The organism is Candidatus Paracaedibacter acanthamoebae, from assembly GCF_000742835.1.
Lineage (GTDB): Bacteria > Pseudomonadota > Alphaproteobacteria > Paracaedibacterales > Paracaedibacteraceae > Paracaedibacter > Paracaedibacter acanthamoebae.
Genome location: NZ_CP008941.1, coordinates 1878346 through 1902755, shown reverse-complemented (window position 1 = coordinate 1902755; position 24410 = coordinate 1878346). Strand labels below are relative to the sequence as shown.

General features: G+C 42.6%; 23 protein-coding genes and 1 tRNA gene. 10 read left to right on the top strand and 14 right to left on the bottom strand.

All coding sequences use genetic code 11. The features are described from left to right. Nucleotides 1-103 precede the first annotated feature (103 nt). Both ID47_RS08670 and ID47_RS13000 read right to left on the bottom strand, forming a co-directional pair. On the bottom strand, nt 104-544 hold the full coding sequence (locus tag ID47_RS08670; RefSeq protein WP_038465645.1) for a hypothetical protein: 441 nt from the start codon (nt 542-544) through the stop codon (nt 104-106). A gap of 48 nt (nt 545-592) precedes the next feature. After that, complete coding sequence (locus ID47_RS13000) at nt 593-802, bottom strand: hypothetical protein (protein ID WP_156956717.1); 210 nt, start codon at nt 800-802, stop codon at nt 593-595. A gap of 154 nt (nt 803-956) precedes the next feature. On the opposite strand from ID47_RS13000, the gene metG reads away from it, so the two are divergent. From metG to ID47_RS08640, 5 genes are all read left to right on the top strand, one after another. Then, complete coding sequence (gene metG / locus ID47_RS08665) at nt 957-2651, top strand: methionine--tRNA ligase (RefSeq protein ID WP_038465643.1); 1695 nt, start codon at nt 957-959, stop codon at nt 2649-2651. A gap of 254 nt (nt 2652-2905) precedes the next feature. Next, nucleotides 2906-3664, top strand: coding sequence for an SIMPL domain-containing protein (locus ID47_RS08660; RefSeq protein ID WP_038465641.1), 759 nt, complete (start codon nt 2906-2908; stop codon nt 3662-3664). A gap of 348 nt (nt 3665-4012) precedes the next feature. Continuing rightward, nucleotides 4013-5380, top strand: coding sequence for a flagellar hook-length control protein FliK (locus tag ID47_RS08650; RefSeq protein ID WP_038465636.1), 1368 nt, complete (start codon nt 4013-4015; stop codon nt 5378-5380). A 9-nt stretch (nt 5381-5389) separates the two neighbouring features. Continuing rightward, nucleotides 5390-6268: a flagellar hook assembly protein FlgD gene (locus tag ID47_RS08645; RefSeq protein ID WP_038465634.1), complete on the top strand. Its 879-nt coding sequence runs from the start codon at nt 5390-5392 to the stop codon at nt 6266-6268. 10 nt (nt 6269-6278) lie between these two features. Continuing rightward, a complete protein-coding gene (locus ID47_RS08640; protein ID WP_038465632.1) occupies nt 6279-7565 on the top strand; it encodes a flagellar hook protein FlgE in 1287 nt (428 codons plus the stop codon). Nucleotides 7566-7760: 195 nt separating this feature from the next. On the opposite strand, the gene rplI is transcribed toward ID47_RS08640, so the two are convergent. From rplI to rpsF, 3 genes are read right to left on the bottom strand one after another with little or no spacing between them, the layout of a single operon-like run. Next, complete coding sequence (gene rplI / locus ID47_RS08635; protein WP_038465630.1) at nt 7761-8285, bottom strand: 50S ribosomal protein L9; 525 nt, start codon at nt 8283-8285, stop codon at nt 7761-7763. A gap of 22 nt (nt 8286-8307) precedes the next feature. Then, nucleotides 8308-8574: a 30S ribosomal protein S18 gene (rpsR, locus tag ID47_RS08630; RefSeq protein WP_038465628.1), complete on the bottom strand. Its 267-nt coding sequence runs from the start codon at nt 8572-8574 to the stop codon at nt 8308-8310. Further along, entirely contained in the window at nt 8574-8972 is a 399-nt protein-coding gene (gene rpsF / locus ID47_RS08625) for a 30S ribosomal protein S6 (RefSeq protein ID WP_038465626.1), read from the bottom strand. The genes rpsR and rpsF overlap by 1 nt, the downstream gene beginning before the upstream one ends. Nucleotides 8973-9172: 200 nt before the next feature. On the opposite strand from rpsF, the gene ID47_RS08620 reads away from it, so the two are divergent. Together ID47_RS08620 and phbB are read left to right on the top strand one after the other, a co-directional pair. After that, complete coding sequence (locus ID47_RS08620) at nt 9173-9949, top strand: ion transporter (protein WP_038465624.1); 777 nt, start codon at nt 9173-9175, stop codon at nt 9947-9949. Nucleotides 9950-10243: 294 nt separating this feature from the next. Next, nucleotides 10244-10966, top strand: coding sequence for an acetoacetyl-CoA reductase (phbB, locus tag ID47_RS08615; RefSeq protein WP_038465622.1), 723 nt, complete (start codon nt 10244-10246; stop codon nt 10964-10966). A 78-nt stretch (nt 10967-11044) separates the two neighbouring features. Here phbB and ID47_RS08610 read toward each other — a convergent pair whose 3' ends face one another. Then, nucleotides 11045-11629: an LOG family protein gene (locus tag ID47_RS08610; RefSeq protein WP_038465620.1), complete on the bottom strand. Its 585-nt coding sequence runs from the start codon at nt 11627-11629 to the stop codon at nt 11045-11047. Nucleotides 11630-11741: 112 nt separating this feature from the next. Here ID47_RS08610 and ID47_RS08605 point away from each other — a divergent pair, with 112 nt between their 5' ends. Further along, a complete protein-coding gene (locus ID47_RS08605) occupies nt 11742-12656 on the top strand; it encodes a hypothetical protein (RefSeq protein WP_156956716.1) in 915 nt (304 codons plus the stop codon). 13 nt (nt 12657-12669) lie between these two features. On the opposite strand, the gene ID47_RS08600 is transcribed toward ID47_RS08605, so the two are convergent. From ID47_RS08600 to ID47_RS08590, 3 genes are all read right to left on the bottom strand, one after another. Beyond that, on the bottom strand, nt 12670-13581 hold the full coding sequence (locus ID47_RS08600) for a leucine-rich repeat domain-containing protein (RefSeq protein ID WP_038465616.1): 912 nt from the start codon (nt 13579-13581) through the stop codon (nt 12670-12672). A 62-nt stretch (nt 13582-13643) separates the two neighbouring features. Beyond that, nucleotides 13644-14825 carry an acyl-CoA dehydrogenase gene (locus tag ID47_RS08595; protein WP_038467511.1) on the bottom strand — a complete coding sequence of 394 codons (1182 nt, stop codon included), beginning with the start codon at nt 14823-14825 and terminating at the stop codon, nt 13644-13646. A 152-nt stretch (nt 14826-14977) separates the two neighbouring features. After that, nucleotides 14978-16273, bottom strand: a complete 1296-nt coding sequence (locus ID47_RS08590) for a hypothetical protein (protein ID WP_038465614.1) — start codon at nt 16271-16273, stop codon at nt 14978-14980. Nucleotides 16274-16362: 89 nt separating this feature from the next. On the opposite strand from ID47_RS08590, the gene ID47_RS08585 reads away from it, so the two are divergent. Continuing rightward, on the top strand, nt 16363-16668 hold the full coding sequence (locus ID47_RS08585; protein ID WP_038465612.1) for a DUF167 domain-containing protein: 306 nt from the start codon (nt 16363-16365) through the stop codon (nt 16666-16668). Nucleotides 16669-16676: 8 nt separating this feature from the next. On the opposite strand, the gene ID47_RS08580 is transcribed toward ID47_RS08585, so the two are convergent. The 3 genes from ID47_RS08580 to ID47_RS08570 form a co-directional block, all read right to left on the bottom strand. Continuing rightward, the gene (locus ID47_RS08580; protein WP_051908781.1) at nt 16677-18056 is read right to left on the bottom strand and encodes a trypsin-like peptidase domain-containing protein; all 1380 of its coding nucleotides are present in this window, start codon (nt 18054-18056) and stop codon (nt 16677-16679) included. Nucleotides 18057-18119: 63 nt separating this feature from the next. Beyond that, nucleotides 18120-18512: a DNA-directed RNA polymerase subunit omega gene (gene rpoZ, locus ID47_RS13765; RefSeq protein WP_038465610.1), complete on the bottom strand. Its 393-nt coding sequence runs from the start codon at nt 18510-18512 to the stop codon at nt 18120-18122. A 77-nt stretch (nt 18513-18589) separates the two neighbouring features. Further along, nucleotides 18590-18666, bottom strand: a tRNA-Arg gene (locus ID47_RS08570). Between the two features lie 77 nt (nt 18667-18743). Between ID47_RS08570 and ID47_RS08565 the strand changes: the two genes are divergently transcribed. Beyond that, nucleotides 18744-19439 (top strand): glutathione S-transferase N-terminal domain-containing protein, encoded by a 696-nt coding sequence (locus ID47_RS08565; protein WP_084675999.1) that lies wholly within the window; start codon nt 18744-18746, stop codon nt 19437-19439. Between the two features lie 8 nt (nt 19440-19447). Here the strand turns inward: ID47_RS08565 and ID47_RS08560 are convergent, their stop codons facing one another. Both ID47_RS08560 and ID47_RS08555 read right to left on the bottom strand, forming a co-directional pair. Further along, nucleotides 19448-21778: an AAA family ATPase gene (locus ID47_RS08560; RefSeq protein WP_084675998.1), complete on the bottom strand. Its 2331-nt coding sequence runs from the start codon at nt 21776-21778 to the stop codon at nt 19448-19450. Nucleotides 21779-21872: 94 nt separating this feature from the next. Further along, nucleotides 21873-24395, bottom strand: a complete 2523-nt coding sequence (locus ID47_RS08555) for a hypothetical protein (protein WP_156956715.1) — start codon at nt 24393-24395, stop codon at nt 21873-21875. Between the last annotated feature and the right edge of the window lie 15 nt (nt 24396-24410).

Here is a 24410-nt window from a genome sequence, read left to right as displayed (position 1 = left end):
ACTCCTATAAAGTTAATTATATTAGGTAGGATTCAGGCGTATCAAATAGATGTAATCTTTTTGAGCTTAAGCCCTTATTTGTTTTAGAGTAAACAGCAGTTTCTCAATATAATCCAGAACCTCTCAGTGTCGGTGATAGCTTCTCAACACGAACGGTACATTTTGAATGGGCATCATCTGGATGGATGATTACATGTATTTCCGCTAAGGGCTGTTTGATCTCTTTCTCATCCAGCGTCTCATTATTTTGATCATTGCAAAATTCTATTAGTTGATTTTCTCCTTCCATAACTCCAACACTTAGAAAGTCGATACTACTTTCTTTTCCAAATGGAATAGGCGTTTGAGGATTCGAATTTTTAATCTTTCTAGAAATGCTAGTAGAAGTAGTTTCCCCTTCTTGCGAAATTTGTACAAAAACTTCGGAATCATCATGAATATTAGGATTTTGATTATATATATACAGATTGGCGGCTTGGCTAGGGGAGGGCATAATATTGAAGCCTAGAACTGTTAAAAATAATTTATAGGTCAAAACTTTCATTTTAGGATACTCCCTAAAGGTTAAGAGCAATTCATTAACTTTTTAATCCTAATATCGAACGATCACCCTATTATGGTGGTGATGATAAGGTTGATGGTAACGATAGGGATAAGCTCTGCTAACATCATAGGATGTCTGAGGGACAACCACCACATCTCTGATCGGTCGCTCGTAATAAACATTCCGTTGATATCGATCTGGTTCACAGCCTGCGAGTATCAGACAACCTAACCCTAAGAAAATATATTTTTTTATCATGAGCAGTTCCCACCCTTTATGCTGTGTCCATAAAGATAGGGTGAATGCTTAGCCTGTCAAGCGGCTTCCTCTTTTAAGTTGATATTATTGTTGCTCCACACTTATGTTCCGAGGTATTTTTGATCCAAAGTAATGACGGATTAGATCAATAACGATGACCAAAAAACATTTGATAACCAGTGCTCTTCCTTATATCAACGGCGTAAAACACTTAGGTAATTTAGTGGGGTCTATGTTGCCAGGCGATGTGTATGCGCGCTATTTACGACAGCAGGGGGAAGAGGTCCTTTATATTTGCGGTACAGATGAACATGGAACACCGGCTGAAATTGCCGCGGAGGCAGCGGGTAAAGATGTGGCGGCTTATTGTGAAGATATGTACACCATTCAAAAGGATATTTATGAACGGTTCGGAATATCATTTGATTATTTTGGTCGATCCTCCATGCCCGCGAATCATAAACTGACGCAAGAGTTATTTTTACAGATGCGGGATAATAATTATATTGAGGAACGCGAGATCTTACAATATTATTCGCACGCTGATCATCGATTTTTGCCAGATCGTTATGTGGAAGGAACCTGTCCATCCTGTGGCTATACAAAAGCACGCGGTGATCAGTGTGATGGGTGTGGTCGGTTATTAGAGCCCACCGATCTTAAGGATCCTTATTCAGCTATTTCAGGCAGTAAAGATATTGAACTGCAATCAACGAAGCATATTTTTTTATTATTGGATAAGCTGACAGAGCCCCTTGAAGCATGGGTTGCCACGCGTCCTGAATGGCCCGATGGGGTAAAAGGGATTGCGAAGAAATGGTTAAAAGAAGGCCTGCAACCCCGGTGTATCACCCGGGATTTGAAATGGGGTGTGCCTGTGCCTTTGGATGGATATGATAATAAGGTCTTTTATGTTTGGTTTGATGCCCCGAATGGGTATATCAGTATTACGCAAGATTGGGCAGCCTCAATTGGTCAACCGGATGCTTGGAAGGCCTGGTGGCAGGACTTAGAGGCGGTTCATTATGTTCAATTCATGGCAAAAGATAATGTGCCATTCCATAGCATTTTTTGGCCGGCTATGCTGATGGCAACTGGGCAGCCATGGAAACAGGTTGACTATATTAAAGGTGTTAACTGGCTAACTTATGATAAAGGTAAATTTTCCACGAGTCAAAAGCGGGGTGTTTTCACAGATGTTGCCTTGGAGCTATATCCGGCTGATTACTGGCGTTATTACTTAATGGCCAACTGTCCTGAAAGCGATGATGCGGATTTCACCTTTGCGCATTTTGCCGCCATTATCAATAAAGACTTAGCCGATATTTTAGGTAACTTTGCTAACCGTAGCTTTTCCTTAATTCATAAATATTTTGAGGGACGATTGCCGGTTGTCCTGGATCAGTCATCTCTTGATCAGGGCTTGCTTACCAAAGTGTCAACCATGGTCGCCGACTATCAGAAGTCTTTGTCTGATATGAAATTTCGTCAGGCGTGTGCTCAATTGCGCGGCCTTTGGGTATTGGCAAATGAATATATTACAGTTAATGAACCGTGGAAAACTGCTAAGACAGATCTACTTCAAGCGGGTGTTTGCTTAAGCCACTGTATTTATTTACTCAGGTTATTTGCAATTTTAGGACATTCACTTATGCCCACCGTATCTCTTAAAATCCTGGCATTGCTCAATGATCCTCTAACGGAGTCAGAGGGATCAACAGCTTTTGCTGCGGGTCTAGAATTTACAGCGTATAAAGCTGGTCATCTATTGGCTGACCCCGTCCGTTTGTTTGAGAAGATTGAAGACGACCGTGTGGCTGAATTAACAGCCCAATATGATGGTCATTAAGAAGCTTTTTTAAGGTAGATGCTAATAAATAAAATTATAATCCCTCGCTCTTTTGGGAGGGATTGATAAGGTTGGAGAGGGCTGCCTCACAGTCTCTTCAGAGAGTTGAAGCAAATTTTTCTCGCCGGGAAAATGTATATTTTAAAGTATAAATAAGCTTTAATAGTTATAGTCAAACCTATAAACAGAGTATTAAATTTTTTAAAATCTGTGTTGCCCTCAATATTATTGGCAAAAAGTATAAGGATTAAGATATGGCAGAAAATAAAAATTTCTCAGGGATTTTATCTCAATTAGGATTAGGGGTCGCCTTAGGAGTCGCCACAATTGCTTGTACGGCTATTGTTGCAAAGACGTATGTCAAAGTCAAAGAATCTCAGAATTCTATCCAAGTAAAAGGCTATGCAGAAAAGCGTATTACTTCTGAAAATGCAGTGTGGGAAGGCGGCATTAATGCGTCGAATGTTGACTTGATCGAGGCCTATAAGCAGTTAGATCAAGTTAAAGCCAGGACATTAGAGCTGTTTAAAGCAGAAGGGTATGACCCCAAGCAAATAAAATTGGGATCTATTAATCGCTTTGAGGTCCGTAAAAAAAGTCCTGACGGCCACTATGAGCTTAATGAAATCGAGCGTTATAATGTCTCCCAAAATATTGAAATTGCATCAGATGATGTCCAGAAATTAGCATCCTTGCCGTCTAAAATGAATGAACTAAATCTGCAGGGATTTGATGTTACTTCAGGGTATGTCAGGTTTTATTACCCCAGTGCTAAACTTGATCAATTAAAGGTATCTCTTTTGGCGGAAGCAAGTAAAAGTGCTCGCGAACGCGCTGATCAATTTGCCCTTAATAGTGGGAACCAAATCAGTCGGCTGCTGAATGCACGTCAGGGTGTTTTCCAAGTAACGGCCCCGAATAGTAGCGATATTTCTGACTATGGGACCTATGATACCTCTTCTATTGAAAAGGTGGTCAAGATTGTTGTTACCATGACCTATGGGGTTGAATAACCCCTTTTAAACTCCGCCTTATAAGTAATAAGAGGCGGAGGTTGTCTTTTCTGTCTCCCTAACCACAACACACCTTGCTTAATTTGTGGCTCGCCTATCGCCCTGACTGATAAGGCATAAAATTTGACGCAATAACATAACTTCCCCCCCTTTAAACTTCCCCGTATAAAGGCAGAGTCACCCGGTAAAATATACCACCATTTTTTTCCTATAAGTCCACGCTGCAGATATTGTTCCTGGGCAATTCTTATAGATGGACTTAGTCGTCGCTGATTAAAGCCAACTAATCTGTGGGTTGGCATCGTTCTTGCTACCTCTTCGATGAAACAGTTCAAGGAGAGGTAAATCATGGCGATTTCTGAAACATCGTCTGTGAAAGCAACAGCATCAAAACAAATAAAACCGCAGACAAACGAGCTGATGGAATCCATCAAAACGGCTACTTTAAAGGATACAAAAGCTTCTTTTCATAATCTATTAAACAATATATCGATGAAGGCTGCTAATCAATTTGAGGAACGAAGCCAGATGCAAGCTCAGCTAAAAAATCCTGTAAAAACCAAGGATTTTGAGACTGCTGATGTGAACAGATCTTTAAAATTCGAAAAAAAGTCGACGTCAGCAGAGGTTAGGGACAATAGTTTATCTAATGATTCAAGCGATAAGTCAGATCTCAAAACAACGGCTCCAGATTCTCAAGAATTACTGAATGACCAGCAATATCAAGGCCTGCCGTTAACGTCAACTTCTTCGACACAAGAGAATCAGCTGGTAAAAAGTACCTCAGAACGATCTGTTTTTCTGACCACCCAAGATCTAGAGATTCAGAATTGGATTAAGGATGGACGCGTGACTATTGAAAAATTATCGGCCTCCTCCCGCTTAGAGCAAAATTTGCCTCTTTCCTCAGAAGTTATGTCGCAGCTGAGTGAATTTAACAGTCCATCGCGCCTGGATCAGGGATCGATGTCTTCTTTCTATGAGGAAGTCATGACCAACCAATTAATGGTCGATAGTAGCATCCAAACCGAAGCTGATAAAGAAACAAAGGTACTTAATATGAATCTTGAAAAAACGAGCGGTGATGATCATCCCACATCAGCTTCGAGGTCAAATACAGCCCAGCCAGTGACGCAGGTTATGGCTGTGGCGGCACCCTTGTCTCAAGACTCTGAAACTGCGACTAGTTCTTTCAAAGGCAAGTCACCAAATACAGTTATGGCTGGACAATCCGTTGAGGGGGGAGCACAGGGACGACGAGGGGGTAGTGTACAGAAGGCTGCGACTTTAACGACACTTGATAAATTGGCCGCTCTTAATCAAATTAAGGATCAACTCCGGCAAAGTTTAAGGAAAGGGGAGACTCATTTAAATATCCAGCTTAAGCCCAATGAATTGGGGAAGGTTGAAATCAAGCTTGATATTTCCCGGGAGGGGGTGGTTTCGGCCTTATTTAAAGCAGAAAATCGCGAAACCCTCGAAGTTTTAAATCGTCACAGTCAGGATTTCCAAAATTTATTTAAAGATGCCGGATTGCAGGCAGATTCTCAAGGGATGAACTTTTCTATGTCACAGCAGCAGCAGCAACACGAGACGTTTGAGTCAAATGTTAAAGTTCCCCCCATTAAAGTTAGTCAAGATAGCGAGATTGAAATGGTTTCCGCGGTCCCGCGCAGGCCGTCATTAGCAAGCTCATCTGTGGATATTTCAGTGTAGGAGTTAATTATGGTTACAGCAGCAAATGTACCGCTAATACCCAGTGGAATGGGTAGGACGGAAGCAGAACTGAAGAGCAAGACAGCCGCCAAAGAAGTGACAAAGGATCGGAGTGTCTTAACTAAAATGCTTGATAAGAGTCGGGACGAGCAATATAACGTTTTCATGAAAATGTTCTTGGCTCAGGTTAAAAATCAAAATCCTGATAATCCCATGAGCACCCATGAAATGACTCAAAGCGTTATGTCATTTTTCTCTGCCGCCGAACAAGCACAAACAAACAAATTGCTTAAACAAGGCAATGATATGCGGATGAAAGAGCAAATGGCGACCGCAAAATCTTACCTTAATAAGGATATCGTTTACGAAGGCAATGTTGTGAGGTTTGAAGGGGATGCCGAAGAAATCCAATTAATGATGCCAGCCGAGGTTAAAGAAGCTGAATTGGTGATTTTGGACGCTAATCAAAAACAGGTTAAGACGATCCCCTTAAGTATTGAGCCGGGCAAACAAACGAAAACCTGGGATGGCACCAGCGATGCTAATGCTGAAACAAAAGTTGCACCGGGGATTTATTACACCTTGGTTAGAGCCCATAATATCAGAGAAAAAAATATGGAAATCCCCACGATTCTGAAAGGAAGGGTTCGTCAAATATCCTATCAAGAGGAGAACGGAGAATTCCTCTTGTTAGTAAAAGATGATATTGGTGTCGAGGTCGATGATTTGATCAGTGTTCGTAAACCGGTATCAGAAGAGTTTGTAGGCTTAAGAAAGAATATGCAGGAACAGATTAGGCAATATGAAGAGTTAACTAATATTTTAAAAGGACAGTTCCAAAGTGACGCGTCAAGTTTTGCAAACTCAATTCCAGAGTATATAGGTTAAGGAGAATAAAATGGCAGGTTTAAATTCAGGGATGAATGCGTGCGTATCTGGATTAAAAGGGGTCTCACAACGGGTAAATTGTCACTCACAAAATCTTGCGTCAGCGGGGGCTTATGCAGCTAAATCACGAGCAGCCTTTCTATCAGTGGTCAATACCGGTAAATCCTTGGATACTTTTGTTCCAGCTGGTATATCGGCAACGAATCAACACTTTATCACAACAGTTGGATCTCCCGTTGCCTCGAATGTCCCTACCCATATGGCATTGGATGGCCAAGGTTTTTTTATTGTTAATAATAAAGCTGATGATGCTAACCCCGGCCAAACAGCTTTTAGCCGTGTAGGGACTTTTGCAGAAGATGACAACGGGGATTTCTGCAATCACGTGGGAGAATTTTTAAAAGTTTTCTATGTCAATCCGGATGGCACGCCAATTGCACCGAATACCTCTGATATCAATAGCTTGCAAACGGCGTCTAGTGCGGGTTTATCGGGTAATCCTGTTGCATCCACGTCGGCCGATATTAAAGGTGTTCTCAGTGCGACGGCTGTCCTCAATGATGCCAAACAAATGACAATGAGTCTCTATGACTCTTTGGGAATTCAGCATAACGTCAATATCAATTTTACAAAAACAGCAAATCCACGAGAATGGAACGTAACCGTTACCTCACCTGATGCAACAACCATTGGTGCTCCTTATAGTACGGTCGCGCCATCCACAGGAATGTTAATAGAATTTGATACGAATGGTAATCCAGCGTTGATCAATGGAGCAGCAGGCCCGGCGCCCGCTTTAGCCCTTACCTGGACGAGTGGTGCGGCGAACTCAACAATAGCAATGAATTTTGGTGCTATTGGTAGCACCACGGGAATGCGTGCCGTTGGGGATAATAAAAGCTATGATTTTCCGCCACCCATTGTGGATGGAAGAGGGGCAGGTAAGTATCAGCAAACAACCATTGATAAAGAGGGGTATATGTGGGCAACCTATGATAATGGTTTTACACAGCGTTATGCCCGTATTCCGTTGGCGACATTTCCCGATGCAACTAAACTTTCTGAAAAAACTGGCGGTAGCTTTCTCATTAGCCCTGATTCAGGGCCTGCTCAGTTAAGTTTTGCGAATGAAGGAAGGGCTGGGGGAATCCTGTCTGCTAATCTTGAAGAATCGACCATTGATACGGCCGAAGTCTTTACGGATTTAATTGTCGACCAACAACGTTACACCTCTAATTTGCGGGGAATCTCGACAATTGAAGAAATGCTGAAGTCTTTAGAAAGGGCCTTTGGTTAGATCTGATGTTTCTGATTAACTGACAGGTTATCATTCTTGATATTTTTCCTAAGATCTTCGGATTGGGCGGGTGCTTTAAGGTGCCCGTCGACGCCGAAGGTCGTTTTTTCTGTGCAGTAAATAGATCTACTAGGGGGTAGAAAAAAAGAGGAGATATCCATCTCCCCTTTTTAAGCTTAGACATAAACTTGACGTTTACGCTTCTGCGGCAACAGCTTCTTCAGTTGAATTGCTGTTGGATATTTTGGCTTTTTTAATTTCAACAGCTGCTTCTTCTTCAGAACGCGACACAACAATGCTCACATAGATGGAAACTTCTGGGTGAAGAACCACGCGAGCTTTGTGGATACCAAGATTCTTAATCGGTGTGTCAAGGTGAACTTGTCCACGCGCAATACCGTATCCATTGACCTTAAGCATATCAGCAATATCGGCATTCCGAACGGACCCATAAAGGTGACCTGTTTCGGATGCTTGGCGAATCATGGTGATGCTGACATTGTCCATTTTCTTAGCAACGGCTTCAGCTTCATCTCGACGCTTTAAGTTTTCAGCTTCAAGATGAGTCTTTTGGTTTTGGAACAAGTCTAGGTTTGCCTTGGAAGCACGCAATGCTTTCTTTTGGGGAAGCAAAAAGTTACGAGCATAACCATTGCTGACTTCAACGACATCACCCATTTGACCGAGTTTTTCAACTCGTTGTAATAGAATAATTTGCATATCAAAATTCTCCGTCTATGGCTTAGTCGTTAACATATGGCATAATGGCCAAGTAACGAGCGCGCTTAATAGCTATAGCCAATTCACGCTGTTTCTTTGTGGATACAGCACTGATGCGGCTTGGAATCATTTTTCCCCGCTCTGACACAAATTTGAACAATGTCTTTGCATCTTTATGATCGATCTTCATCGCTCCTTCACCGGTGAACGGGCAGGATTTGCGACGACGGAAGAATTGACGACGCTGTGGAGCGCCTCTTTCTTGAGTTCTTTCATTATCTCTTGCCATTATGCACTCTCCGCCACTGTTGGTAGAAGATCATCATGGTCATCATCATAACCACGGTTGCGATCAGGGTTAAAATTCTTTTGTTGCATCAAAGGTGATGGATTTGGATCGTGCGCTTCCACTTTGATGGTCAAATAACGTAGAACGTTTTCATTCAATTTCATTTGCCGCTCAACTTCTTTAACGATGTCAGCCGCTGCTTTGAGATTCATCAAAACATAGTGACCTTTCGTATTTTTCTTAATGGGGTAGGCAAGGGAGCGCAACCCACAGAATTCAGTTTTAGCAACGTCTCCGCCATTGTCGCGGATAATTTTTGTGTAGTCCTGAGCCAAGGTTTCGACCTGATTAGGGGTCGCATCCTGACGGACGATAAACACTGTTTCATACAGTTTCATTGTTACTCCTTATGGATAAAACTTGTTCTTCAAGCTAAAGCCATGGTTCATCCCATGGCAAGGAGAGAAATTTACGTTCTTACGAAAAATAAAAAACTCTAAACGTTAATTTACTCCTTTTTAAGAAAATATACAAGGGGTTGTATCATTTCTGATTGCTTTTCATACTAATAATAAGACTTAAAAAGGGGAGAATGGTTATGAGACGTCTTTATAAAAGGGAAAGCAAACTGGCCCAGATCATGGAAAGCAATATAGTCCATGGTATTGTGGGCTGTTTAGTGCTTATCAATGCGGTTATACTTGCCGCGTTGACATATTGTACACCCCAGGATCCGATGCATCAGTATTTGGTTATGGTTGATCGTCTTATTCTAGGGTTTTTCCTGGCTGAAATTGGCTTACGCTTGTGGGCAAATGGCGTTCTATTTTTCCGGAGTCCTTGGAACGTCTTTGATTTTGTTATCATTGTGGGCTCGGCTTTACCGCTTGGATTTAGTAGCCAAATTTTGCGGGCTTTGCGCGCCTTGCGGCTTTTTTATTTTATTGAGGTTTCCGCTAAGATGCGCCATGTTGTCCAGGGTTTCTATAAGGCCTTACCCGGCATCAGCAATGTATTTGTCCTTATGCTCATTCTTTTCTTCACCTTTAGTATCGTGGGTGTTTTGTTATTTCCAAACGCCCCACGCTTTACAGATATGGGATCCGCGTTACACACTTTATTCCAAGTTCTCAGTGGGGATGATTGGTACAATGTTTTAAGAGATGTTTTAAAATTTTACCCTTATGCGTGGTTATTCTTTTATACCTTTTATGTTGTTATGGTCTTTGTGATCTTAAACTTGTTTATTGGTGTCGTCGTGGGTGCTTTACAGTCTGCAGAAGATGAGCTAGATCAACATGAGGATTTTGATATTGCCGGGGCCTTTAAAGATGTGCAAAAACGTTTGAAAGCTATTGAATCTAAGCTAGAATAGCCCTATGATATAGATGCTGCCCAGTTTGACAGGTCATGAATCCCCGGACCACAATTGATTCTTCATAGAGCTGTCCCTGTTTAGACCGTGGTCTGAACATTACGGCTCTAACCTGTAAATAGCAGGTCGCGAGAGGATCATACTATACCATCGGCTGGGTGGCTCCTTTTACACCTCTACCTTCCTTTTTCATCTTTTCTTGTTAACCAAAAATTAACCTAAGTGCAATAATTTATTAAATATTTTAATATAATTTTATGTATAGAGGATTCATTCTTTTAAGGTGAGGTGTTTATGGGAAAAGTTGCGGTTGTTACAGGCGGGACGCGCGGCATTGGAGCTGCAATTTCTGCGGAACTAAAGAAAAATGGTTACACCGTTGTTGCCAATTACAGCAGTAATGATGCGGCCGCTCAGGAGTTTTCAAAATCCCATAATGTGGGTGTTATGAAATGGGATGTTGGTAATTATGAGGATTGCAGAAAACATCTTGCTGATATCGAAGAAAAATATGGTTCTATTGATATCCTGGTTAACAATGCTGGCATTACCCGAGATGGCTTTATGCATAAAACGACTCCCGACATGTGGAATGCTGTTGTGGCCACAAACCTGACTTCCTGCTTTAATATGGCCCATTGCGTTATTAACGGCATGAGAGAGCGGGGTTTTGGGCGAATCATTAGCATAACGTCAATCAATGGTCAAAAAGGGCAGATCGGCCAAGTCAATTATTCGGCAGCAAAAGCGGGGGTCATCGGATTTACAAAAGCTTTAGCGTTAGAGTGCGCTAATAAAGGGATTACGGTAAACGCCATTGCCCCAGGTTATATTGATACTGATATGGTTAAATCCGTGCCGGAAAAAGTGCTAGAAGGAATTATCAATCAAATTCCTGCCAAAAGGCTGGGGACAGCAGAAGAGGTTGCTTTTATCGTTAATTTCTTAGCAGATGAGAAAGCCGGATTTATCACTGGATCAACTATTACTGCCAATGGCGGTCAGCATATGGTCTAAGACCAAAAAACCATGACGACAAATAGAAAACCTCTTTCAGTGATTTGAAAGAGGTTTTTTATACGGGTTTGGTTATGGTTAAACGTGCTGCCCTGCAAATCCAAGCTCTGGTTCAGGCAGATCCGTTAAAGCACCGATAGCCTCATCGGGGCTCGCAACAAATTTCGCAAACGTTGCGTGGGCTGGGGTGGCAAATTTTTCTTCAATAATATTGCTAATCAACAGTTTGAGAGGATTCCAATAGCTGTTGGTGTTAATAATTACAATCGGTTTGTCATGCATCTGGAGCTGCCGCCATGTCAGAATTTCAAATAACTCATCCAATGTTCCAAAACCGCCGGGTAAGATAATAAATGCATCAGCCAATTCAGACATTTTGCGTTTACGGGTGTGCATGGTATCAACAATTTCAATTTCTGATAAACCTGGGTGGGCCCCTTCGATATCTTGCAAAAGTGTGGGAATGATTCCCGTCACATGGGCGCCATTAGCTAACGCATTGTCGGCCACAATTCCCATTAATCCTAATCGTCCGCCTCCGTATACAACATTAAATCCTGAGCGCGCTAATAGTTCGCCGGTGCGAGCCGCGGTTTCACGATAAACTGCATCAACCCGTGTAGAAGCCCCACAATAGACGCAGATGGTTTTAAGAGCAGGCATTGTTTGATATCCTTTTTGGAGTTACAATTTTAGTATAGTACGGATTATAGAGGCCAACAATCCGTTAACTTTTTTAAATTAAAGTAAAATTTTAGTATAAAAGGAGGGGATTATGAGATGCCTATTGTTAGGAATAATGTTAGGGATAGGACAAGTGATGTCAGAAACAGTCGTGATTCATTTGGATGTAAACGGAACCATTATGGCAGCTGATCCTGTTCAAGGAAAAACAAGTGAAATTGCTGTTACTCATGAGCTAGCTAAAAAAACAACAGGGATATGGCGCGACGATTTACCAGAAATGCGATATCAGGATTACGTTGAGCAACACTTAATTCCAGGCGCAGAAGCAGATCAATCCATTAAGCACAAGCGGCGGCAACTCTATTTAGAATTTTTGCCGATGTTACAAAAACAACAGCATCCTGTTTTGCAAGCAACTCAGGCAAAATACGATGACCTTATGGCAGCCTTAAAGAATCAAGAGGGTCCGCTTTATGCCAGTTTCTGGAAGTTAGTGGCGTGGGCCCAAACCTCGGCATATGATGTTCGGTTGGTCTTCCGAACATTTGGTCAGGATATTCCGGACATTATCCATCTGTTAGCCGAAAAGGGATATCCTCTTACCAATGTTTTGGGTTTTCAGAAAGGCCGCTTATATCGTGGAAAATTTAAAGGGCACGATTTCGTAAAAGGTGAACCGTGTGAGGAGATATCTGCCATCTATGCGGACCCCTTTAATGCGGTCAAAGATGATTGGCAATGGTGGAATAGTCACGGCGAAATTGAATCTCATGCCAAACCATTTCCTTATTTACCTCAAGTAACTTCTATATTTTTTGATGATAATGCCAAAGCCAAACAAATTGTGGCCCCCCATGGATTTATAGGATCGTATGATCAACAATTGACCACGGCTGATTTACTGAAGAGTGGGCATGTTGTGGCGGTCAATTCTTTAAAGGCCATGGTTGATCCTAATTATTTCATTGACCGCGTAAAAACTGTCTTATCCACTAAGAGGTAAGTTACGCCTAACCTCATGATGGTCCCAAATGAAACAATAAGGTAATCTGTGGCGTTTCTAATTTATGCTGTGCATAGTGGGCAGCAATTAATTCAGTTTCCCAAGTTTTTTCTAGCTTAAGCGTTATGCGTCGAGTTTTTGGTTGGACTATCGTCGATAGGATAGATTTTCTAGACTTGGGAAGGGGCGTGTTAACTGCTTGAATAATGTGTTTGAAATCATCAAGCGTTAAATCACAGCGGGCTAACCCGAGTGTTGTTAGAGTTTCACCAGACTTAATCATTTGGCCAATTTCTCTGCCGCTCCCTGCAAGTAAATTGTAAGCTAATGAGACATGGGATAGGGAGGGGCTTTTACCTAAAGATTTTAAAAGATCTAATCGTTTATTCTTTGATACCCCTATGAAATCAAGGGAAAGGTGTTGAAGAGAGGTGGCAATGCGAGTCAAGTCGCAAAGTGCATCAATACCAGTTGAGTCAATGGAATTGAAGCTAAGGTCCAAATATTTAATTTTGTTGTGCCGTTCTAAATTCTTCAGTACAGGCACCAAGGAGTTACCTGAGAACTGATTAAGGCGCAAATCAAGATATCGTAGCTTAAGAGCTCTATCAGTTAGGGTCGTGAGATGAGGGGCAGCTTCTTTACCTAATCTATTCAAACTCAGATCAAGATGTTCCAGGGTATGATGGTGGGGAATAAGGCGGGTTAAAAGAGGAACACACCCTTTGTCTTCTAACTCATAAGCAGCAAGATTGACATACGTTACATCCGGGGTGCTGGTTTGTTTTTGAGAAGGGAGGTGTGAGAAATCGAGGGGGTGAGAAAGAGGAGAGGAAATAAAAGAATGGTTGTTATCCCATTCGGTTGGATCGGCGGCATCCCCCCCTCTTAAAATGGCGCAAAAGGCTAGAATGAAATATTTCATGGCACTTCAGTGTAATTATATTTCTATATTTACACTTTAACACCAATTATATTGCTAAAATGTTAAAAGCTAGCTAGGCCTGTCTGGTAACGTCCTAGAATTAAGGCATGGATATCATGGGTTCCTTCATAGGTATTGACAGTTTCCAGATTCATCAGGTGACGGATGACACCGTATTCATCAACAATGCCATTGCCCCCATGCATGTCCCGAGCCAGGCGCGCAATATCCAAGGCTTTACCGCAAGAGTTGCGTTTAATCATGGAAATAACCTCTGGAATGTCATAGCTCTCATTTTTAAGTCGCCCGGCGCGCAGGCAGCTTTGGAGGGCTAAGGTAATTTCTGTTTGCATATCAGCGAGTTTCTTCTGGATCAGTTGAGTGGCGGCAAGTGGCCGATTAAACTGTTTGCGCTCCATTGTATAGCGGCGAGCGGCATGCCAGCAAAATTCAGCGGCGCCTAAAGCCCCCCAGGCGATGCCAAAGCGGGCATTGTTGAGACAGCCAAAGGGCCCTTTGATCCCCTCGACATGGGGGAGCAGATTTTCGCTCGGGACAAATACATTATCCATGACAATTTCGCCGGTAACAGAAGCGCGGAGAGACATTTTGCCGTCGATTTTAGGCGTTGATAATCCCCCCATGCCACGTTCAAGAATAAAGCCGCGGATTTTATCATCCTCACATTTTACCCAAACCACCATAATATGGGCGAGGGGAGAATTCGTAATCCACATCTTGCTGCCGTGTAAAGTGTAACCCCCATCAACTTTTTTAGCGCGGCTGCGCAGGCTCGACGGGTCGGAACCTGAATCGGATTCCGTTAAACCAAAGCAACCAATGTGATCACCGCTAGCAAGCTTGGGCAGATACTTCTGGCGTTGTTCTTCAGACCCATAAGCATAAATAGGATACATGACCAGGGAGGATTGAACGCTCATGGCTGACCGATAGGCAGAATCGACGCGCTCAATTTCCCGCGCCACCAAACCATAACTGACATAGCCCGCATTATGGCAGCCATACCCCTCTAGCGTTAGCCCAAGCAGGCCAAGGTCACCCAATTCCTTCATAATGGCTGGATCAAATTCTTCCTTCCGATTAGCCATCAAAATGCGAGGCATGAGTTTTTCTTGGGCATACGCATGGGCTGTATCGCGGATCATCCGTTCCATATCCGTGAGTTGGTCCTCAAGCAAAAGTGGGTCATCCCAAGGGGTAGAGCGCAGGGAAGGGGACGTCATTTTTGAAGGGGGGGCGGCCAAGATCATACAGGACTTTCAATAGAAAATTATCTATTTTTAGTTTAGCCTAGAAGGACTTCAAGCCGCAAGAGACGGCTTTAATGAGCCGCCTTCAATAGCACATTACTTTTCGGTCTTATCTTTATAAGCACTTATCCTTGTGAGGAGGCCACCGTATTAGCCTTTTTCTTAAATGGGTTGATTTTTTGAAGGGCCCCGCCGACTTTATTTGTTGCAGAAGAAAAGGCTGATCTGGTTTTAGCTACAATTCCTTGACCTTGCGGATAATTCATTTTCCAGATCTCATAAAGCTTTCCTATTGCTGTGCCCTTATATTTTGTAGGGGCTTGTTGAATCATAATTTCGATAGATTTCAGGCGTTTTGTTTCATCGGAGGTCAACTTACCTTTTGCTTGAAGCTTAGTGAGTAAGCTCGCATCAGTTGGAGTCAAGGGGGCCTCCAAAATGTTGGCGGCTCTGCTTACCTGGATAAGACGCCCAATTGAGCTATCTCCTGCAACCGGATTGGCTTGATATCTCTTCTGCTGTTGTTCTATGGCTTGACGTTGTTCAGGAGGAAATGATTTGGTCCCATCATTTTGAAGGCAAAAGTCTAGGACTTTTATCGTCAGCATACTCAATTGATAAGCTTCTTGGAATTTTGGATCTTTTTTGGAAAGGATGTTAAGCAGTGAAAAGGTTCGTGCTTCCTTTTCGAAAGCGCCTAACAAGATTGTTTTAAGTTGAGGGTCATTATTAGCTGGCATTTTATGAGTGGTTAGATAGTTATTCCAGATACCAGCAGTTAATTTTTCAACACTTTTAGAATCTTTCCGTCCAAATACAGTGGTGTATTGTTTAGCAAGTTCCGCATCTGTTAAAAAAATTCCCATTTGAGGTTGTTTTTGAAGCGCCGTTTTAGGCGCAACTCGATGTTGGGCAATCATCGGAGCAGAACGTTGCTGATTGGTCCCCTCTCGCTTATCTGGAGATTGAGCCAATTGATTGGCTTGCTGTTTAGGCGCAACTCGATGTTGGGCAATCATCGGAGCAGAACGTTGTTGATTGGTCCCCTCTCGCTTATCTGGAGATTGAGCCAATTGATTGACTTGCTGTTTAGGCGCAACTCGATGTTGGGCAATCATCGGAGCTGAACGTTGTTGATTGGTCCTCTCTCGCTTATCGGAAGATTGAGTTAATTGATTGGCTTGCTGTTTAGGCGCAGCTCGATGTTGGGCAACCATCGGAGCTGAACGCTGTTGATTAGTTACCTTTTGCTTACCGGAAGATGGAGCTAATTGTTTAGCTTGTCGTTGATAAAGTGAATTCGTCGGAAGTTCTCGAATAACAGGAGCCATGGCCGTGGAACCTGAATCAACTGGCGGGGCACCTTCCACCTGAGTAAGACTAGTGACACATAATAAGCTTATTAATAAGGAATTTTTCATGCACATCTCCCGCAACACAACAAATTGAAGTAATTTTAAAGATAAGCCATAATAGTAAAATAAATGTTAATTTTTCTAAATTAAGATGTATGTTTTATACTGTTCGAGATAACGAGATTTTTTTATCCATTCGTCTAACGCCGAAGGCTGCGAAAAACTCAATTTTAGGTGTCTATGAAGATGCCAGGGGGGCTCAAATGCTTAAAATAAGTGTGACTGCACCAGCTGAGGATAATAAAGCCAATACAGCCTTGGTGGTTTTTTTAGCAAAAAAACTAAAAATTGCTAAATCTCAACTATCCATTATTCAGGGGGCCACCCATCGTAACAAATGTATCCAGATAAAAGGAATAAATCCGACCGCTCTTCAAAGTCTTTATAAGGGCCCCGCCTGAAGTATTCTTTATCTATTTGTCAGGTGGAGATCGATTCTTTTATTGCCTTGCCGAAGGGTTAATCTGTTTAGACTGTCTTTGAGTAAGGTTGTAAATTGTTTGACGGATTCTACCTTTTTACCATCGGCTTCTTCAATAATATCTCCTGATTGAAAAATAGGTATTCCAAACAGACTGCTGCGCACGGGGACGTCCAGGATGATGACGCCGATTTGTAGACTATCAAAGCCATATTTAAGCGCCAAAGCAGGCGAAAGGTTAGCAATTTTAATACCGGATAAAGGATTTCGTCCTTGGATGACGGTTTCCTCAGCCTTGGGATTATCCGGTGGGGCAATTACTTTAAAAGTGATGGTTTTATCCGCGCCCTTCCTTTTAATTGCGTACCTTATTTCCTTGTCAATTTCTATTTCTAAAAGCTTTAGGCGGTAAGCTTCTTCTGAAGCAATAGGATGCTCATTTATGTTAATGATAACATCGCTTACTTGAAGTCCCGCTGTTTTTGCAGGACTACTTGGATGGATAGCGGAAACAAGAACGCCTTTTTGATTTTTTAATCCAAAAGATTCTGCTTTGTCATGGTCTAGCGTTTCAACTTTAAGCCCATCCCAGGCTCTGCTGAGAGTACCATCTTCCGTTTTGGCAGATAATAAGGGAGTGATAATGGCGATGGGAATGGCGAATCCAATCCCGAGATTGGTGCCAGTGCGGGACAAAATTGCATTCGGAATGCCGATCAATTCCCCCTTCATATTAACGAGAGCACCCCCCGAATTACCGGGATTAATGGCACTGTCAGTTTGCATGAGCACCCGATCCCCAACTGTTCGAGTTACTGCTGAAATAATACCACTGGTAACAGTATGCCCAATCCCAAAAGGATTGCCAAAGGCAAGGACTAAGTCGCCGTCTTCGACGGTGCTTGATTGCCCCAGTGGCACGAAGGGAATGTCCCCTTCAAAATCAAGAATTTTTATAACGGCGAGGTCATTTTTCGGATCGATGATAGTGACTTTACCTTTTAATTGTCGGTTATCCGACAGTCTGATTTCGATTGCTTTGGCGTTCTGCACAACGTGGGCACAGGTAATAACAGTTCCATCTGGGCTAATAATAACGCCAGAGCCCATGGATTTTGACAATTCTTGACGGAGGGGGGCTTGGGAGTAATCCAAAAAATTATTAAGGAAATCGTCATCAAATAAAGGATGGAGGGGGCGTTCAGTAACATGCACAGTATAAATGCTAACAACAGCGGGTGCTACTTTTTTTACAATAGGCGAAAAAGATAATTTAATCTCTTCGAGAGAGGCAGGTGTTTTGGATGAATCTGCTTGAACGCAAAAGCCGTAAAAAAGTGCAACAATAAAACAAGTTATCTGATACATTTTCGTCCTCCCTGAGAACAAAATAACATATCTCTCCTTAATCAGAAGTAAAAAAGAGGCGTTTTACGCCTCTGTACCATCCTCTTCTTCAGAGATATTAAGATGGGATTCGGCATCAGCCTCTAACATCTGCGATGTGGGAACATCCTCATCATCTTCTAAAGCAGAAAGAGAAGTGGAGAAGGCATCCAAAAATTCGCTTTCTAGTTCTTCATCACTGGCGTCTGCAAATGAAACGCGTTGCAAAGAGCGAATAAGGCTGTCTTTCAGGGTGTCTACAGAAATAGTTCGACCTGCAATTTCACGCAGAGCAACGACCGGATTGCGATCGTTTTTACGATCAATGGTCATAGATGCCCCAGCAGATAACTCGCGGGCACGGCGAGCCGCAATCATCACAAGGTCAAATCGATTGGGAATTACTTCAACGCAGTCTTCAACGGTAACGCGAGCCATGGATCCTCACAAAAAATAAATTTTTATAGTACTATAATGCAATAACTTCTACGTAAAATCAATGAGTTACGTAAAGATGGCGCGCCCAGGAGGATTCGAACCCCCGACCTGCGGCTTAGAAGGCCGTTGCTCTATCCAGCTGAGCTATGGGCGCACATACTTCATTACTAATCAATTTTTGCCCACGGTGCAAGGAAATTAGTTCTAATGAATAAGTAAGCAACTGAATTGATGCTGGAAATACTTGTGATATTTAAAATATTTTGTCATTACTGGGCAAAGAAGTTTCGTCAGAAAGTCATTACTGTGTCCTCAACAAACTTGCCAATTTTATATTCATTTCGGCGGTGCCCCTATGCGATGCGGGCACGTCTTGCTTTATATACAGCTCAGATACCTCATGAACATCGGGAAATAAAATTAAAGAATAAGCCGGCAGATATGTTATCTATTTCTCCCAAGGGAACGGTGCCGGTTTTGCTCCTTTCGGATGGTCGAGTTTTAGAACAAAGTTTGGATATTATGCGATGGGCTTTAAATCTTAAGGACATAACGCCAGAGGCTGAAGCGTTAATTCAAGAGAATGATACAACCTTTAAGCGATCTCTCGATCGCTATAAGTATCCGGGCCGTTATGAAGAAGAGAGTGGTGTTAATTATCGGGAAGAGTGCGCACACTTTCTTTTAAGGTTAGAAAATTATCTCCAGACAAGAGAGGGGAGTGGACCTTTAACATTTCTGGATATGGCAATTTTCCCCTTTATTCGGCAATTGTCCATGATTGATGCAGGTTGGTTTAATGGTCAGGACTACCCTCATCTTAAAGGATGGTTAGAGGCGATAAGTTCGACCACCCTCTTTGAGAGAGTTATGCAAAAATATGATATTTGGGAGGCAATCAATCCACCTCTTATTATTAAATTTTAGAATTGATATTAACGTTTTTCCAAGGATTTAGAAAATACAGTCAGCTGATCTTGAACTAAGCCATAAACAGATTCTTTTGTATATTTACCATTTTTATCAGGCTTACCCGCATCCGCACTCATCAATAATCCAATGGCCTCATCAATTGTTGACACTGCCCAAATATGAAATTTGCCACCCCGAATGGCGTCGCTAATTTCATCGCGTAAGATAATATGTTCAGTATTGGAGGCCGGAATAATCACCCCCTGGGTGCTCGTAAAGCCTCTGAATTTACAGACACGAAAGAATCCTTCAATTTTATGGTTGAGCCCACCAACGGCTTGAATTTCTCCAAACTGATTAATAGAGCCTGTTACGGCCATATCTTGACGGACCCGAACTTTAGAGAGAGAGGAGAGGATCGCAATCAATTCTGCCACCGAGGCACTATCGCCTTCAATTTCTTCATAGCTTTGCTCAAAGGTTAAGGAGCAAGAGAAAGAAACTGGATGTTTTTGTGAGAATTTTCCATTCAGGAATCCATCCAGGATCATGGCCCCTTTTTGTTGAATAGGACCTGACATCTCAATTAAGCGTTCAATATTAATAATTCCTTTGTCACCTGCAAATGTCCTGGCAGAAATTCGATTTGGAATACCATAATAATGATCGCCGGTGGATAAAACAGAAAGTCCGTTGACAATCCCTAATTTTTTACCATGTGTTTCAATTAAGACAACATCTCGTTCGATTTCTCGGTGAGTGCGATCTTCTACCCCACAGGTTCTCAGGCGGCGATGGATGATGGACTCTTTAATATGGCTGGCTTTTGTTAGGGGGGATCCCTCTTCAATAGCGAGTTCATTGGCCTCATTAATAATATCCGTCATCAGCTCAAATTTTGAAGATAACCATTCTCGGTTATTAATCCAGCGTGAACTATAGCCAAGCAAGCATTGAATGGCGCCTTGTTCAAGATCTTTGCCAGAAGTTTTTAGGGAAATTTGCCGGAATAAGCGTGTACAAACGCTAATATTGTGAGCATTTGCAGGAAGGTCGGGTTCAATATCAGCCTTAACTTTAAAATAAGTTTTAAATTCAGGATCCAAGTAAAAGAAGTTGTAGAACCATATGGGTGCTCCCACTAAGAATATCTGAATATCAAGTGGGACCGGTTTAGGATCAGGCGCATCAAGTATCGGAAGAGCATTTTCGCGGTGAAATTCTTCGATACGAATTTGCCGATCGCGCAAGGCTGTTTTAAGCGCAATCCACAAACCAGGATCTTGGGCAATGGCCTCGGCCCGTAAGACCAAGATGCCTCCATTCGCGCGATGTAAATTGCCAGGACGAATCATGGTAAAATCGGTTGTATACCCTGAAGGACCCGTCTTATATTTGATGCAACCAAAAATACTTTCATAGGTTGGGGCTGGATCTAAAATTAAAGGGGCATGCATTGATTCCTTATTGTTAACCAAAACATTCACGGCATAGCGATCCCGAATCTCTTCAATAGTCGTTGGGTCGGATTCATCAATGATGAAGTGATCAATATGATTCAGAATGTCATCTTTTAAAGTATCAATCCATTTGCCTAAATATTTATCATATGCTTTACGGAAGGGTGCCAAAAGCGGTTTGAGAATTTTTTCAGCTTCCGCTGTCTTGAGTGTTTGTATTTTTTGCGTTAATTCTCGACCTTGGAAATGGGCAAGAGATGAGATTTGGGCGAGTTGCTCCCGAATAGATTGCAGGTCCTCGGGCGTGAATTTTTCTTTCGTAGAGTTAGTCCCTTCATTTTCTTCGAGGGTGGTAATGGTGAATTCATCATTTGTGGTTTCAACTTTTAAACCCTTAGAGATTGCAATTTTTTGAACCTCTTCTATCTGCTCTTGAATTTGGTGATCTAATTCAGATGTTAAAGCATTCACTTCATTAATAAATACCCCACTCGTTAGCGTGGTGTTGAACAAATCAATGGTTGCTTCAATGAACTCATTTAAAGATCTTTTTAGCTTTATAGATTGTCCTCGAGGCAATTGAAAGGGAATAGGACGATAATTCGTTTCAAAGTTATTTAGGTAGACCCAGTCACCACACGGTGGAATGCTTTTTATATAATCTTCAAGGTATTGCATCGTGGCCAGCATGCGAGCACTACGATCTCCCCCAATAACAAACACATTGGCCCCATAGCGGCGCATTTTAAGGCCTGTACTAATTGCGGTGCCTGCTCGGGCATGGGACGTTAAATCAAAATAAGTAACCGGATTAGGTGTGGCGGTCAAATCTTCTGGTTTAATTGAAAATTTTGGTAGGGCTACCTGTTCATACGATAAAGTTTTAGTGGTCATCAAGTGATAAACTATTAGAGTAATTTAATTAAATTGTATCTTTCGTCCCCTCTAATCACAAGCTCTAAAAGGTTGGATTCATGAAGGAATAATTCTAATAGTAAGTGTCATCATCCTCCTCATCGTCATCATCAGCCATTGAGGTGGCCGTAATTCTGCCTGTTCTGAGAGAAGAGGGGTGGTTATTCCTATCAGAAAGCACTCGATAGGTAATGACGCCTTGGCAATTACCCCCGCTGCTTCTTTTTTTTGGTTGAGTGGAAGGCGCAGCCTTATCGGAAGACAGTGATGTATTTTCAGTTTTCTTAGCTGCCTCTACTTTTGTCGATTGGGCAGGAGCAATTGTCTTTGTTGCTCCGTCTTCTGATGGTGGTGTGTCTGAATTGGCGTCAGGGGAGGGTGCAGAGGCATCGGCAGACTCATCAGCGGTTTCAGAAGGAGGTGTTGGAGATTGCTCGGTTGCTCCATCTTCTGCTGGTGGAGTGTCTAAATTGGCGTCAGGGGAGGGTGTGGAGGCATCGGCAGACTCATCAGCGGTTTCAGAAGGAGGTGTTGGAGATTGCGCGGTAGTTCCCTCTTCTGCTGTTGGTGTGTCTGTACTGGCGTCAGTGGGCGATGCAGAGGCATCGGCAGACTCATCAGCGGTTTCAGAAGGAGGTGTTGGAGATTGCTCGGTTGCTCCATCTTCTGCTGGTGGAGTGTCTGAATTGGCGTCAGGGGAGGGTGTGGAGGCATCGGCAGACTCATCAGCGGTTTCAGAAGGAGGTGTTGGAGATTGCTCGGTTGCTCCATCTTCTGCTGTCGGTGTGTCTGAATTGATGTCAGGGGAGGGTGCAGATCCATCGGCAGACTCATCAGCGGTTTCAGAAGGAGGTGTTGGAGATTGCGCGGTAGTTCCCTCTTCTGCTGTCGGTGTGTCTGAATTGATGTCAGCTGAAGGTAGAGATGCTTCCGAGGAATCGTCAACGTTCTCTGTTGCCGCTGCGGTTGGCTGCTTTGAATTTCTTCCGCTTCCTGTATTTTCAAACTCTGAAACGGTTGGTTGAATTGCTTCTTCTCCTTCTGTTTCATTGCCATTGGAGGGCATGTTAGTAACTTTGGGTAAACTTATTTCATCGTTGTTTTTTCCCTTGTTTCTATGCTTAGACTGCGATGTTTCTTGTCGAGCTTCCTCTGTTTCCTGGAATTCTAAGTCGGGCGTATCCTGTGATCCTTCTGAGTCTGTTTCACTAACATCTCCTTCCGAGCTAATTTCGCTATTTAAACCATCATGCGGCGTTGTAGCCTCAAGGTCCGACCCACCTTGTTGTTCAGCAATAACATTACAAAATTCTGCAGCACGGGGGGCAGACTCATCCCCTGAGTTTTGACAATGCATGCTGTAATAAGTATTAGCGCATGCTTGATTTAACTGAATAAGTTTAGGCGTACCAATGCATTTATAGAGATCATTTCTCTTTAAATTAGGGGTACTGCAATAAGCAGCCGTACAATTAACTAAGGTATTGATCTTACTGACCACATTGGTTGCTTGACCCAATCCGCTTGCCCCCTGCTGAATCGCTTCACTTGCAATTTGACAACTTTCTTCGTAATCACCCAGCTCAGAGTCTTGACAAAATTTATTATAAAATGCCTTAGAACAATTGATATTTGTACGGGCTCTACCAACAGTGGAGAGGCACGACATTGCATTTTCGGGTGTCATGAACTTAGGGTCTGTACATCTTGCCGCGGTACATTGAGTAGAGGTAACCAAATTCATGCTATTTTTTGCCAAGCGTGTCAATAATCCTGATTTTGGTGTGCCATCAGTATGTTGGCCAGATGAGACAGCTCCTTTAATTTTGCTCAATAAACCTTGTTTAGAGGGTGATATTCCATCTTGCTCTCGTCCGTCCCCTTCCAAGCCCTCTCCGTCTTCTGTTGGGGAAGGAGTAGTCGTCTTCTTAGAGGTAACAGCATTCTTTAATTTGCTAAAGATACCTGTTTTGGGTGGTGACGTGGTTCCTTCCACTGATCCCTCTCTGTCTTCTGTTGGGGAAGGAGTAGTCGTCTTCTTAGAGGTAACAGCATTCTTTAATTTGCTAAAGATACCTGTTTTGGGTGGTGACGTGGTTCCTTCCACTGATCCCTCTCCGTCTTCTGTTGGGGAAGGGGTTGTCGTCTTCTTAGAGGTAACAACATTCTTTAGTTTGCTAAAAATACCTGTTTTGGGTGGTGATGAGCTGGCCGTTGTGATGGGTGAGGTGGGTTTTTTGGCAGGTGTTACTGCTTTTTTAAGGGAGCTTAAAAGACCTGTCTTCGGTTTTTCCGTACTTGATGGGGCCTTTGCTGCGGTTGTAGGGGAGGCCGGTTTTTTAGCTGGCGTCACTGCTTTTTTAAGTGAACTTAAAAAGCCTGTCTTTGGTTTTGCTGTACTTTGTTGAAGTACTGTTGTTTTTTTTGTTGGCGTCACAGCCTTCTTAAGTTTATTGAAAACGCTCGTCGTCGGCTTTTGGGTTGAGGATTGTTGTTGCGCTTGCTTCTGAGACGTGTTGGCTTTGCTCCCCCCTATTCCAAAAAGAGCATTCGCACTGGATGTAAAAATGAATAAACAGAGCAATAAACGGATCATTTTATGGCCTAATAT